At 60.6% G+C, this 14,288-nt stretch carries 11 protein-coding genes; 10 read left to right on the top strand and 1 reads right to left on the bottom strand.

What is annotated here, in order from left to right; translation table 11 throughout:
* Positions 1-98: 98 nt before the first annotated feature.
* Positions 99-1,106 (bottom strand): Lrp/AsnC family transcriptional regulator, encoded by a 1,008-nt coding sequence (locus ACOYO3_RS00500; protein WP_002517544.1) that lies wholly within the window; start codon positions 1,104-1,106, stop codon positions 99-101.
* A 293-nt stretch (positions 1,107-1,399) separates the two neighbouring features.
* Between ACOYO3_RS00500 and ord the strand changes: the two genes are divergently transcribed.
* The 10 genes from ord to alr all read left to right on the top strand — a co-directional run bounded on the left by ord (position 1,400) and on the right by alr (position 14,224).
* Positions 1,400-2,443, top strand: coding sequence for a 2,4-diaminopentanoate dehydrogenase (gene ord / locus ACOYO3_RS00495; RefSeq protein WP_427305706.1), 1,044 nt, complete (start codon positions 1,400-1,402; stop codon positions 2,441-2,443).
* An 11-nt stretch (positions 2,444-2,454) separates the two neighbouring features.
* Entirely contained in the window at positions 2,455-2,802 is a 348-nt protein-coding gene (gene ortA / locus ACOYO3_RS00490) for a 2-amino-4-oxopentanoate thiolase subunit OrtA (RefSeq protein WP_002512626.1), read from the top strand.
* Complete coding sequence (gene ortB, locus ACOYO3_RS00485; RefSeq protein ID WP_002525560.1) at positions 2,799-4,220, top strand: 2-amino-4-oxopentanoate thiolase subunit OrtB; 1,422 nt, start codon at positions 2,799-2,801, stop codon at positions 4,218-4,220. The genes ortA and ortB overlap by 4 nt, the downstream gene beginning before the upstream one ends.
* A complete protein-coding gene (oraS, locus tag ACOYO3_RS00480) occupies positions 4,217-4,642 on the top strand; it encodes a D-ornithine 4,5-aminomutase subunit OraS (RefSeq protein ID WP_002518512.1) in 426 nt (141 codons plus the stop codon). The genes ortB and oraS overlap by 4 nt, the downstream gene beginning before the upstream one ends.
* The gene (gene oraE / locus ACOYO3_RS00475; RefSeq protein WP_014172595.1) at positions 4,639-6,957 is read left to right on the top strand and encodes a D-ornithine 4,5-aminomutase subunit OraE; all 2,319 of its coding nucleotides are present in this window, start codon (positions 4,639-4,641) and stop codon (positions 6,955-6,957) included. The genes oraS and oraE overlap by 4 nt, the downstream gene beginning before the upstream one ends.
* A 5-nt stretch (positions 6,958-6,962) precedes the next feature.
* Positions 6,963-8,393: a glutamate mutase L gene (locus ACOYO3_RS00470; RefSeq protein WP_002524539.1), complete on the top strand. Its 1,431-nt coding sequence runs from the start codon at positions 6,963-6,965 to the stop codon at positions 8,391-8,393.
* The gene (locus ACOYO3_RS00465) at positions 8,390-9,478 is read left to right on the top strand and encodes an alanine/ornithine racemase family PLP-dependent enzyme (protein WP_002515856.1); all 1,089 of its coding nucleotides are present in this window, start codon (positions 8,390-8,392) and stop codon (positions 9,476-9,478) included. The genes ACOYO3_RS00470 and ACOYO3_RS00465 overlap by 4 nt, the downstream gene beginning before the upstream one ends.
* 98 nt (positions 9,479-9,576) lie before the next feature.
* Positions 9,577-10,992: an amino acid permease gene (locus ACOYO3_RS00460; RefSeq protein ID WP_002524540.1), complete on the top strand. Its 1,416-nt coding sequence runs from the start codon at positions 9,577-9,579 to the stop codon at positions 10,990-10,992.
* 363 nt (positions 10,993-11,355) lie between these two features.
* Positions 11,356-12,870, top strand: a complete 1,515-nt coding sequence (locus tag ACOYO3_RS00455) for an amino acid permease (RefSeq protein ID WP_002515758.1) — start codon at positions 11,356-11,358, stop codon at positions 12,868-12,870.
* Between the two features lie 226 nt (positions 12,871-13,096).
* Complete coding sequence (gene alr / locus ACOYO3_RS00450; protein WP_002515851.1) at positions 13,097-14,224, top strand: alanine racemase; 1,128 nt, start codon at positions 13,097-13,099, stop codon at positions 14,222-14,224.
* The last annotated feature ends 64 nt before the right edge of the window (positions 14,225-14,288 follow it).

The raw sequence follows: 14,288 nt of genomic DNA, 5'->3' as shown, positions 1-14,288 counted from the left end.
TCGATACAACCCCAATACCACGGCATGACAAAGGAACTTTCGACTTTTCCACATTGACCCCGTAAACCTCGGGATCCATCCATCTGAAACCGGCAGTGCTAGTGATCGGCCCTCTCGAATGCCCCAATGAGCGGCGGGCAGACAAACTCTCCGGTGGTGCGGCCGTCCCGGTCCAAAACCCACCCCATGGACTTGTGGCTGCGCATATACACAATCGTCTCCGCAGGAGCTAGACCCGGTATTGCCTCAGCAACCGCGGACTCGATCATGCCGATTCCGTTCTGACGCTCCACCCGAAAGTTGACCCGTAGGTTGTTACTACCCGTGATCCACATACATGAGCGCAATCCCGACTGCTGGCGCAACAGCTCCAGCACTCGAGTCTTGTGGTTAAGAGGGATGGTGGCGGTCCACGTGCACTCCAAACTCCACCCGCCCAGCTCCGCGACGTCACACCGCAATTCGATCTGCCGATTGGTTAGCAACTTCTGCAGCCGACGATGCAGGGTGCTGGCGGGGACGTCGAGGGTACGGGCAAGTGAGGTGGCGCTGGTACGTCCATCGACAGCGAGCGACTGAGCCAGCTCCCGGTCCAGGTCGTCAGGAGGAAGCATCCATAACTCTCCTGGTCGGGGGCCCCTGGCAAGGATTTTCTCCGTTTTACTCAACGCATCGATGCGCCAGGAATTCGAGCCGATAACGACCGATGTCACTAAGGCGCTGCGCGAGCCATGAACCCCACGCAGCCCTCCGATCCAGTCGATGACCATGTCTGACAGGGTGGGAAGATCAGGCGCAACGACTGTCAAGAGAAGGTCACGGTCCCCCGTCGTCTCGTCAATGCTGACGATCATGGGGTTAGCGCATAGTGTCTTGATGACTTGGGGGAGACTCTCGGTATGGCAGTCGACCTCAACGATGGCCGTCATCTGCTGATTGAGGTTCGGGCACGCAGTTATCCATGCGATTCCGTCATCGACCAGGCGCTGCCAGCGGTGGGCGACAGTCGTCGGGGAGACACCCAAAACTTTGCCTACCTTGGCCCAGCTGGCACGCGGGTCGATCTGCAAGACGTTGACGAGTCGTCGGTCAAGCTCTTCGTACATGTGGCTCCTTCGCCGACGCTGGGAAGATCCTTAAAAGTGTCTCACTTCAATTGGAAATAATGTGCACCTACCCCGCCAATTGTGCGCACATCTGTCGCAAGGATCGCTGCACGAACTCCCAGTGCCAAGGTAGGGGCCACACGGATCAGCGAAGAGCCGTCGGCCTGCACAGCTGCAGGTCAGGGCAGGCCCCTTGGACTGCAGAAATGCCGCCAGTACAGCGCATGTGACTGACAGTGACGCCAAGGAAACCGGCTCTTCAGCATCAGACATCGTCGTCAGGAGGAACCACAATGACCGCCACTAATCCCATCCGAGTCGTCCAGTGGGGCCTGGGAGCGATGGGCCAGGGCATGGCCAAACTCATCACGGCCAAAGACGGACTGGAGCTTGTCGGGGCTATCGACGTCAATCCGGCTCTGGACGGTAAGGATATCGGTGAGGTCCTCGGCATCGATCCTCTCGGAGCCAACGTCACAACCGATCCCGCCTCCATCCTCGATTCCAACAAGGTCGACGTCGTCACCATCGCCACAACCTCGTGGGTCCACGACCAGATCGCCGATCTGCGCACCATCATCACCGCTGGCATCAACGTCGTGAGCATCGCCGAAGAGATGTCCTGTCCTGAGGCCCAGAACCCCGACATGGCCAAGGAACTCGACGAACTCGCCAAAAAGCACGGCGTCTCGGCTGTCGGTGTCGGTGTCAACCCCGGATTCGTGCTGGACCACCTCGTCGTCGCCCTCAGCTCCGGAAGCCAGGACGTCACCCATATCGAAGCCCGCCGCGTCAACGACCTCGCCCCCTATGGCCAGACTGTGCTGCGTACTCAGGGAGTCGGAACCACCCCCGAGGAGTTCAAGGCTGGAGTGGCGGACGGATCCATCGTTGGCCACGTGGGCTTCCCCGAGTCCATCCGGCTCATCAGCGACGCTCTCGGACTGGGAGTCGACTCGATCGAGCAACACATCGAGCCCATCATCGCCAAGGTCGCCCGTCCCGCCCGCGACCGCACCGTCGAGCCAGGCCAAGTGGCTGGCTGCAACCACACCGCCGTCGGCCGCAGGGAAGGCGAGGAGGTCATCCGACTCATCCATCCGCAGCAGGTCGCCCCAGAGGCCGAAGGCCAGGAAACCAGCGACTTCATCACCATCACTGGTGTTCCGGACATCTCCATGTCAACAGGCCCAGAAATTGCCGGCGGCAAAGCCACCGCGGGAATTTGCGTCAACACCATCCCGCGCATCGTCGCTGCCACCCCCGGCCTCAAGCGCATCATCGACCTGCCCTCGCCGTGTGCCCTCATGGGACCGTCGGCCTACGAGCGTCGCTGAGCGAGGTCACCATGGCAGATATATCTCACACCGCCCCGCTAGCGGACAGCCCCATTCCGAAGGGCACCTGGGTCGAGGTCCGTACCATCATCCTGCAGCCTTCCGAACGGGCCGCTGCCGTACCGGAAGACACCGCCGCCACCCCTCTCGTGCAGTGGGTTAGCGGATTTCTCGACGAAGAAGCACACATCGGCGACGAGGTCACCATCACCTCGATAATCGGACGACGTCACACCGGCGTCCTCGACTGCGTCAATCCCAGTTACAGCCACAGCTTCGGCAACACCGTGCCCGAGCTACTGACCATCGGCACCACGCACGAACCCATCACATTTCACGGGCAGGAGGACCAGTCATGAGCAACTCATATGACGACGTCATGGCCCGCCGCAGCGACATCATGCGGCGCGCCCTCGCCCTGGACTATGACAGTTTTCAACACGGTGACCTCATCTTCGATTACGACGCCCTGATGTCCTCCACTGGCTACAGCCTCGATGACGTCGCACGCATCCAGGCCGAGACCAAAGTTGGCGACACCCCGCTGTACGAGTTGCACCGTCTCACCGAAGCCGTCCGTGAGATCGCCGGCCCTGGAAAGGGCGCCCGGATTCTCCTCAAGGACGAGGCTGCTAATGCGTCGGGCAGCTTCAAAGCTCGTCGTGCCTCCCTGAGCGCCCATGAGGCCCAAGCCAAGGGGTTCGCCGGCATGGTAACGGCAACCAGTGGAAACTACGGCGCTGGCGTCGCCTCCCAAGCCGCTCAGCGCGCGCTGGCCTGCATCGTCATCCAAGAAATCTACGACTCCCAACACGTCGGCCAACCCGAGATTGTCGAAAAATCCCGAGCCTGCGAGGCCTACGGCGCAGAAGTGATCAAGCTGACGGTTGGACCGGAACTTTTCTACGTGCTGCTGCGCACCCTGGAGGACACCGGATACTTCAACGCCAGCCTTTACACCCCCTACGGCATCGCCGGTATCGAAACTCTCGGCGCCGAGATCGGCCGCGAGGTGCAGCAACGCTACGGACGCCAGCCCGACGCCGTCGTCGTTACTCACGCCGGTGGCGGAAACATCACCGGGACCACCCGCGGCCTGCGCAAGATGGGCTGCGACCAGACCCAGGTCATCGCCGTATCGGTGGATCTCACCGGGCTGCACATGGCCTCCGACCACGACTTCAACAACAAGTCGTTTACGACCGGCCACACCGGCTTCGGCGTGCCTTTCGCAACCTGGCCGGACCGCGTCGACGTCCCGCGCAATGCCGCACGTCCGCTACGTTACATGGACGGCTACCAGCTAGTGTCCCAGGGCGAGGTCTTCTACATGACCGAGCTTCTCACCAAGATCGAAGGCCTAGAGCGCGGACCGGCCGGCAACACCAGCTTGACGGCCGCGGTTGCCATGGCTCGTCAGATGGATCGCGACCAGATCGTTGTCGTCCAAGAGACCGAGTACACCGGCGCTGGAAAACACCACAACAGCCAGCTGTCATTCGCACGGTCGCGCGGCATCGAGGTTCGGCGCGGGGATCCAGCCGGCAACGTCCCGGGCAAAGCGATCGTCATTCCTGAACGCCTCGATCAAGTGAGCGTCCACCCACTCGACCTCGACAAGCTGCGTCACAGCTACTTGCGCCACGCCAGTCAGATCGTGGCACCAGAGCAATGGGGAGACGCCGAGTTGGAGTTCCTGGCGGCTGAGACCAACACCACCACTGACGACGTCCGCCTGATCGGCACTGAGCTGGCGACGCGCACGAAAGGAGCATGATGTCCAACCCGGATCAGGAGCGCGTCGAACGCTACGAAGCTCTGCGCACCGAACTCGCCGATCTCGACGACGCCGCCCTCAAGGAACGCTTCTGGCAATTGTGCGAAGAGGTTATGACCCCGGTCGTTGACCTCGCCCGCACCCACACCACCCCGTCCATTGAACGGTCCGTCCTACTGCGCATGGGCATCGACTCGGTGACAACCCACGCCGTCGTGGAGAACGTGTTCGCAGCAGGCCTGGGTGGCAAAGGGGCTGGCCACGCCGTGCTGCGACTATCACGTCGTGACGGCATTGGTCTGCGTGACGCAGCTACCCGCATAGCCGAGGACCCCAAGGCCCTCGACGAACTATTCGACGGCAGCCCGCTGCCACCTGCAAAGACACCGACCACGGATTCCAAGGAAGGAGCCTCGGCATGACTATCCAAGACACGTGCCTGCACCACAAGCACACCCGCGAACGCGAGCAGCTCGGCCCGAATAACAAGTCCGCCGTGACGCCTTCAGAGCCCGTCGAGCCCCGCACCGAGCAGGACCTCCCAGGCCCGAATACCAAACTCAATGTCGAGGAGATCCTCACCGACCTTGAGCACTACCACCCCCGTCGCAAGGGATGGACCTGGCGGAACGTGCCGGAAGAGGGAATCGACATGGGCGACTTCCACTACCGGAACATGTCCACCCCGTTGAAGCAGAGCATGCCTCTGCCCGCCGCAGAGTACTTCGAGAACATTGATCCCCAGCCGGCACCCGTCGTCACCTCCGAGATCGCCTCCGGGCACTTCGAGGACGACCTGCGCCGTATGAGGATGGCGGCCTGGCACGGAGCTGACCACATCATGGTCATCCGCACCACCGGACAGAGCCACATCGACGGACTACTAGAGGGCACCCCGGAAGGTATCGGCGGCGTTCCGATCACCCGTAAACAGCTGCGCGCTAGCCGCAAGGCCTGCGACCTCATCGAGGACGAGGTAGGGCGCCCCATCAACTTCCACTCCTACGTGTCCGGAGTCGCCGGCCCTGAGGTGGCCGTCCTCTTCGCCGAAGAGGGGGTTAACGGTGCTCATCAAGACCCGCAATACAACCTGCTGTACCGCAACATCAACGCCTACCGCAGCTATGTTGACGCCGGTGAAGCCAAGAAGGCGATGGCGGGAGCTCAGATCTTCCAAATCGACGGTGCACACAACGCCAACGCCACTGCCCGGCACGGTTGGAAGGTCATGCCCGAGCTCATGGTCCAGCACGGCCTCAACTGCATGTACTCAGTGCTGGTAGGAATGCCGAAGGACCTCATCGGCCTGTCGACGGTTCCGCCCAGCGCTCCCCCGGCGCCGAAACTCTGGTACGACCTGCCGTACGCAGTAGCCCTGCGCGATCTGTTCAGCGAGTACAAAATGCGCGCCCAGCAGAACACCCGGTACATCGAGTCCGACCTCGCCGAGGCCATCCGCACCCACACCATCGACACTCTCATCTCAATGCTGACCAGCGCGGACATCCAGAGCACCATCACCCCTGATGAAGGCCGCAACCTGCCCTGGCACCACAACTCTGTCCGCGGCGTCCAGACGGTCAAACAGACCTGGGCCGCTCTCGATGGCATCAAGGAGATGGTGACCATCAACCGCGAGGGGCCACTCGGCCACATGGTGCGTGACCTCAAGGAGCGGGCGATCGGTTTCCTCACCGAGATGCTGCACGTGGGTGGCTACTTCGTCGCCGTTGAGGACGGATTCTTCGTCGACTCGGCAGAATTCCCGGAACGCAACCACGACGGCATCGCCCGTGACGGCCAAGGCGGAATCGCCGAGGGAACCGTCGTCGAGCGTGACCCCGACTACCTCGCCCCAGTCTGCGACCATTTCGGCAACAACAACCTGCCCGAGGGCCTTAACAAGCCGTGCGACCTCATCGACGGCTGCACCTTGTGCAAACCCGAGAAAATCGTCTACATCGATGAGCTCGACCCCAACGACTCGGCCGCGACCCGCCTGGCCTGCACCCGCCCGTTCCGCGACGGCACAGCGCTACGGCCCGAGGCTGAATGGGCCGGTGACGGTGTCGTCCTGGTACAGATGAACATCCCCGGCTCCGAGGACATCGCCCGCGAGGCGGCCGTCGAGATGGCACGCAAGATGGGCATCACCGACCCACAGGTATGCAACCTGCAAGTGCTGCACCCCGCCGAAGGATGCTTCGTTGAGGTCAAAGGCCAGGCGACCCACGTCGACGTCAACCCATCCAAGCTGACGATCCCCGAGAAGATCGAACTGCTACCCGCCGACGAACTACGCCAATTCGTCACCGACCACGAGTTGTCGGTGGTGGCCGGCACTGTCGGTGAGGACGAGCACAGCGTCGGGCTGCGCGAGATCCTCGACATCAAGCACGGTGGCATCGAGAAGTACGGGGTGCAATATCGCTACCTTGGCACATCGGTGCCGGTGGAAAAGATGGTCGATGCCGCTATCGAGAGTGGCGCCGACGCCATCCTCATCTCCACGATCATCAGTCACAACGACATCCATCGCACCATGATGCGGAAGTTGGCTGATCTGGCCACCGAGAAGGGCATCCGCGACAAGGTCGTTCTCGTCGCCGGCGGCACCCAGGTGAACCGGGAGATGGCAGCAGAGACCGGCTTGGACGCCACCTTCGGGCGCGGCACCAAGGGCATCGACGTCCTTGACGCCATCGTGCGCACTATGCGGACCCACGCGGAAGCCTGATCGATATGACCGTGCTCACGACTCTGGAGATCGGCTCCACCATCACCAAAGCCAACGCCTTCCGCATGGAGTCCGGGCTACTGCACCACATCGGGCAGGGATTCGCCCCCACCTCGGTGGCCGCCGGCGACGTGCGTATCGGCGCGGATGCCGCGATCGCTCAGATGCGTGAGCAATGCGCCTCACCTCCGGCCGCCGGGGAGATCTTCGTGAACTCCTCGGCGGCCGGTGGACTGCGTATGAGCGTCCATGGCCTCACTCGGTCCATGACGGCCAGGGCTGCCCGCGAAGCGGCTCTGGGCGCCGGGGCCATTGTCACTATGACCACCGTCGGGGCAATGGACGAGTTCGACCTGGAAGATCTCCAGGAGAATCGCCCCAGCATCATCTTGCTGGCCGGTGGAGTCGATGACGGAGAGAAACGCATCGTTGTCGAGAACGCGAAAGTCATTGCGTCCGCCCAGCTTGGGGTGCCAGTGGTCTATGCCGGAAATTCCCGAGTGAGGCGGCGGGTCGAGCACATTTTTGTCGATGCCGGCCAGCCGCTGACATGCGTTGACAATGTCTTCCCTGACGTCGACGTGCTGCGTGTCGAACCGGTGCGCGCCGTCATTCACGACGTCTTCAACGACCACATCACCGCTGCCCCAGGCATGCACGGCCTAGTTGAGCTGACCAACCACGAGATCCTGCCAACCCCAAGAGCCGTACTGCTCGCCACTGAGTTGTTCGCCGATGCTGTGGGCGATGCGGTGGTGGTCGACGTTGGCGGTGCCACAACTGACGTTCACAGCGTCACCGACGGGTCCTCGGAGTGGTCGGCTCGGGTGATCGACCCCGAACCACGTACCAAGAGAACCGTCGAGGGAGACCTCGGCGTCTTCGTTAACGCACGTCGCGTCGCGGCGATGACTGACGAGGGAGAGGACGAGGAGTGTCTGGAGTGGCTACGCGCCATTCCCAGCGACGAGCGGGAAGCCGAGGTGACTCGGTGGCTTGCCCGGGAGGCTGTCGAGGCTGGGGTAGGCCGTCACGCCGGGACGGTGACCGAGATCTTCACCCCGACCGGCAAGACCCAGGTGGTGCGTGGCAAAGACCTCAGCGCGGTCCGCTGGGTGGTGGGAACCGGTGGGGCCCTGACTCGAGTGCCGGGCGGTGCGGATATTCTCCGTCGAATCTGTACCGGAGCTGGCGCCCAACTGTTGCCCAGCCCTGAAGCCACCATTGTCATCGACCGCGACTATCGATTCTCCGCCCTCGGGACGGTAGCCCAGTGCTACCCCGACGAGGTCCGTCGTACCTTCGCGGCCTGGATCGAATCCCTCACTGGCAACACAAAACTGCCCAGCGACGAGGGGGTAGGTGTCAATGATGACGCTGCCCCACCCGACGTGACAAAAAACGACACCCCACACGGGTTGGAAAGCACATCATGAACCGCTCCACTCCCCGGTTGGAGATTTTCGCCGACCGTATCCGCGACAACGCGCGAGCAATCGTCACTCAATGCGCCAAACACGGCGTTCAGGTCGCAGCAGTCACCAAGGTGTTACATGCCCACCCAGTGCTCCTCCAGGCTCTGGAGGACACCGGCATCACGATGCTTGCTGATTCTCGACTTCAAAACCTGCGTCAGATCGCCGAATGTGGCACCTCGCTGCCAACCATGCTGTTGCGAGCCCCCGGGCGTCACGACATTGACGACACTGTTCAGCTCGCCGACATTTCTCTCAACTCCTCCCTCACGACGATGACCGCCTTATCGGAGGCTGCTGTTCGGGCCGGAACCCGCCACGGAGTCATCGTCATGGTCGATGTCGGTGATCTGCGTGAGGGAGTGTGGCCCGACCATCTCGTCGATGTTGTCTCCTCGGCAGCCGCCCTGCCCGGCATCGACGTTAAGGGGGTCGGTACCAACCTGGCCTGCTACGGTGGAGTCCAACCGAGCGTCGAAAATATGACTCGCCTAGTCCAGCTACGCGACATGGCGCGCGCGGCCACCGGCCTTGAGCTGGGTCTTATCTCAGGCGGGAACTCGGCAAATCTTCCGCTCATGATGAGTGGTGCCATGCCGTCCGAAATCAACAATCTGCGCATTGGTGAAGCCATCATTCTGGGGCGCAACACCTTGGATCGGTCACCATGGCCGCAAACTCGTCAAGACACCGTCGAGGTCGTCGCCGAGATCATCGAACTCGAGCGCAAGCCGTCAATTCCGCTGGGACGCACCGGCGAGGACGCGTTCGGTCAACATGTCACCTTCACTGATCGCGGCATTCGACTGCGTGCCATCTGTAATCTCGGTCGTCAGGACGTCAATCCGTCCGATCTGGCGCCCGTCGACCCCGGCAACATCGTGCTGGGAGCCAGTTCGGATCACCTCATCGTTGATATGACTGATTCTTCCGAGTCCGTCGAGATCGGCACCGAAGTGAGATTCTGGCCTACCTATGCCGGTTTACTCGCCACCGCCACCTCCTCTGCTGTGTGGAAGGCAGCGGCCACTCCCCATCGCCTATGAGGCGACCATCATCACCTTCACCGAACAAAGGAGTTCCTGTGAGTGCACGAGAAACGCAATCCGTCGACACACCGCGCCGCAGCGCCTTGGCCAGACCCGTGAAGAAACCGCCAGCCACTCTCGACCTGGAAAGCCCCACAGAGGAGCGCGAGCTACAACGCGGGCTGACCAACCGTCACCTACAGCTCATTGCTTTGGGCGGTGCCATCGGCACCGGAATGTTCATGGGATCCAGCAGCACCATCCACCTTGCTGGCCCATCTAGTGCTCTCGTCTACGCTCTCATTGGGTTTTTCCTCTATTTCATGATGCGAGCCCTCGGTGAGATGCTGCTGTCCAATCTCAACTACAAGTCTTTCCGAGATATCGCTGAGGACCTACTTGGCCCAGCTGGTGGTTTTATCGCCGGCTGGACGTATTGGTTCTCGTGGATCGTGGCCGCCATGGGCGACATGGCCGCTATTACCGCCTACTTCCAATATTGGTGGCCGAATATCCCAAAGTGGCTACCCGCAACCGCCCTGGCCGCTGTCCTCCTCGCCCTCAACATCATTGCCGTGCAGTTCTTTGGTGAAGCCGAATTCTGGTTCGCCCTCATCAAGCTCATCGCGGTCGGCGCGCTGGTCATTGTCGCCATCGCGCTGTTGGCAAGCCGCTTCGTCTCCCCTGACGGTGACCCCGCTACTATCGCCAACCTGTGGAATGATGGCGGTTTCTTCCCCAACGGCCTGATGGGCTTCCTTGGTGGCTTCCAAATCGCGTTCTTCGCCTTCGTCGGCATCGAACTCGTTGGTACTGCTGCCGCTGAAACTAAGGATCCTTGCACCACTCTCCCAAAGGCGATCAATGCCATCCCGGTGCGGCTTGCCCTGTTCTACGTGTTCGCCCTGCTTGCTATTACCGCTGTCATTCCGTGGCGCAAAGTCGTGCCCGGGGTAAGCCCCTTCGTGTCGCTGTTCGGCTTGGCGGGCTTCGGCGCAGCTGCCAGTGTGATGAACTTCGTCCTGCTTACCGCTGCGGCGTCCTCGGATAACTCTGGTCTGTATTCGACCTCACGAATGATGTACGGCTTAGCTCTCGATGGTCAGGCTCCCTCGCGGTTCCGAAAACTGTCGAGTAACAACGTGCCACGCAACGCACTCGTCGCTTCGTGCCTGCTGCTGCTAAGCGGCATCACTTTCCTCTACACCTCGGATTCGATCATGCAGGCCTTCGCCCTGGTGACGACAGTTGCCGCCCTGCTGTTCCTTTTCACCTGGTCACTCATCGTTGTGTGCTACATCGTGTACCGCCGCAAGCGCCCACAGCTCCACGAAGAGTCCATCTACAAGATGCCTGGTGGCGTCCCCATGTGCTGGGTTGTGCTGGCCTTCTTCACCATCAGCCTGGTCATTCTTACCTTGGACCCAACCACTCGGATCGCAGTGCTCATCACCCCGATCTGGTTCGCGTTCATCGGATCGATGTACTTCGTGCACCACCGCCACGAACAGCGTAAAGAGGCGCTGCGCTAATTTTTACCGTCACCCCAGCGCCGCAGGCACGCCACATGCTCGCCAGGCCGGGGCTCGGGGATTTTTACGTGAACCGAGGTGACGCGGTTGACTGCGCACTGCAACATGCTGGCTCGACCACCTCAGTGCCCCGTTACACATCGGCCAACACCTGCGCGAAAATTTCATGGGCATGTTCGCACAGACAGCCGTGAATCCTCCTTGGATTACCATTATCCTGCCCTGACCATATATCAAATCCGTCGCACGTAAACCTACCGGTGTTACACTGCAATAAATCGCGTCGCGGCAAGTTGAGTCATCGTCGATTCAGCCTCATCGCGCGCCCCTGATCTTGGTGATCGTTTTTAGGAGGCGATTGATATGACTGGTTTTAACCAGATTCCAGATAGGGAGCGGTACCCGCACGCATTGGCGTCAAACGAGCACCGCGGCTTGACTGCACAGGAACCTGAATCGTCGCCATCCAGCCCCCACCCAGAGGCCCATCTGCATCGCAACCTGAACAACCGTCACATTCAGCTCATCGCCATCGGTGGGGCTATCGGAACCGGACTGTTCCTAGGCTCTGGCAAAGCCATCCGCGCCGCCGGCCCTAGCATCATCGTGTCGTACCTCATCATCGGTACCATGCTTTATTTCGTCGTCAGGGCTATGGGCGAGTTGCTCATGTATAACCTCGACTACAAGAGTTTCCAAGACTTCGCAGCTGACCTGATCGGCCCTTGGGCTGGATTCTTTCTGGGGTGGACGTATTGGCTTTGTTGGATCGTCACCGGTATGGCTGAGCTCATTGGAATTACAACCTATTGGGACTTCTGGGTTAAGAATAGAGGGACTGCAGCTCTGCTCGCAGCCGCCACATTGTTTCTCCTACTCTGTTTAAATCTGCTCACCGTAAGGATGTTTGGAGAGTTAGAATTCTGGTTTGCGCTCATCAAGATCATCGCGATTATTTCCCTCATCGTCCTCGCCATCGTGCTGGCGGTCATGAAGTTCCAGTTTCCGTCGGGAAGCATGGCATCCGTGGCCAACCTGTGGAACCGTGGCGGCTTCATGCCCAACGGCTGGAGTGGGTTCTTCGCTGGTTTTCAGATGGCAGCATTCGCGTTTGTGGGAATCGAGCTCATCGGGACCACCGCCGCCGAGACACGGGATCCCGAGAAGACCCTGCCTCGGGCTATCAGCGCCGTCCCCGCTCGAATCCTCATCTTTTATGTCGGTGCCCTGCTCGCGATCATGACTGCCGTTCCGTGGGACGAGGTCCGGGCAGATTCCTCCCCGTTCGTGCAGGTTCTCGGGCTAGTTGGATTCGCTGGTGCAGCTAGCGTGATGAATTTCGTCGTCCTGACATCGGCAGCCTCGTCGTCTAACTCTGGGATTTACTCCATCTCAAGAATGCTTTTCGGACTCGCTCACAAGCGCATGGCGCCGAAGGTGTTCGGCGGACTCAGTAAGAACGGCGTCCCCCGCTGGGGCCTCGTCATCACTGTCCTGGTCCTGAGCACGGCACTACTCCTAGCCGCATCAGAGTCGTTTGTCGAGGCATTCACTCTCGTGACGACAATTTCGTCGGTACTATTCATCTTCGTCTGGAGCATGATCGTCATCAGCTACATGAAATACCGCAGGGTTGCTCCCGCAGCCCATGCTGCATCGAAGTACCCCATGCCTGGAGGTCGCGGCATGTGCTGGGCCGTGTTGGTGTTCTTCGTGTTCGTCCTCGTGTTGCTGGCCCAGGAAGCCGACACTGCGCGAGCTCTGGCCCTCACACCAATATGGTTTGTCATCCTCGGCGTCGGCTGGTTCTTCGACCGCCACCACGCTACCCATGACGACGTAGGCACCGACGAGGCCCATCCGAAGGGAGATAGCTAAGTGACGATAATCGTCAGGCACGGTTCCACCTGAACGCCGTGCCTGCGCCGCAGTTCTCTACTACCGACCCTCAATCCTCAGGTTTTACTTTTCTATCCCCTACTCGCCGCTTCTCAGCCAATGTCCCCAGTCTTTCTCCGAAGCGACCCGACCCTACTCAACCCGGCCCCGCACCGGGCCAACCCGGTGCTTCGCTATTTCTGACAGTTCACAGGAGTTATGACACATGCCACGTTGTCCATCGCCTTCTCACGCCATTATTGATCTGTCTGCCATCGCTGCGAACCTCGCCGTCGTGAGGAAACGCGCAGGCGACCGAAAGGTCCTCTTTGCCGTCAAGGCCGACGCCTATGGGCATGGGGCAGTGGAAGTCTCGCGCTATGTCGAAAAACACCGGTATGCCGACTGGCTCGCCGTCGCCACGGTCGCTGAAGGCCAAGAGCTGGTTGAAGCCGGCATCACCCTGCCCATACTCAAACTCTCCCCCGCCGATCCTTGGGACATGGATGCAGCCATTACGTCCGGGATTCGTCTCACCGTGGTGGATTTCGACACCCTGGAGGCGGTAAGCAAAGCCGCTGTACGACTAGGAATCACTGCCAAGATTCATATCGCTGTTGATAGCGGCATGGGACGCATCGGGCTGCGTCCTGAATGCCTTGCTGAACTCACTGCTGCCGCTGACCGCGCCAAAGGCGTCGAAGTCGAAGGCGTCTTCACTCACCTGCCCATTAGCGATGTGCCGGAGGGGGCGGAGTTCACCCGCCGCGAGATCGACACTTTCATGACTGCTGTCTCGCTAATAGAAACACATCGTGGGCCGTTCCCCCTTGTGCACCTGGCCAATTCCGGCGCCATCCTCGGGCACGATCTGGGGAAAACCTCCATGGTGCGCGCCGGCATCGTTGGGTACGGATACGATCCCAACCCTCACGCCGACCGTGCCGACCTACACCCTGCCCTGTCCTGGATCAGCCACGTCACCTTCGTTAAAACTGTCAGTGTGGGGGATACCATCGGCTACGGCAGAACATGGACAGCCAGCGAAACGACAAAAATCGCCACCGTCCCAGTCGGTTACGCCGACGGACTGTCCCGAGGACTGTCAAATAAAGGACACGTTCTCATTAGAGGGTCCGTTCATCCCATCGTCGGTCGGATCTGCATGGACCAATTCATGGTCGATCTTGGCCCCGATTCGAACGTCACGGTGGGAGATGAGGTGGTGCTCATTGGAACCCAGGAGGACGAAACTCTGACCGCTGATGACATGGCCGAACTCCTCGGAACCATTAGCTACGAGATCACTTGCGCCATTTCCAAACGCGTGGATCGGTACTGGGTCGGGCAGTGACGAGCCCAAGCTCGTCATCGCGCAATGGCTGGAAGAGAGTATTGCCCAACCTCGTATTACTAAA

The sequence above is a fragment of the Cutibacterium sp. KBN10P07758 genome (assembly GCF_050286205.1).
Taxonomy (GTDB): Bacteria; Actinomycetota; Actinomycetes; order Propionibacteriales; family Propionibacteriaceae; genus Cutibacterium; species Cutibacterium acnes.
Note: the sequence above shows the minus strand (reverse complement) of the source record. Positions and strands in the feature narration are given on the sequence as shown.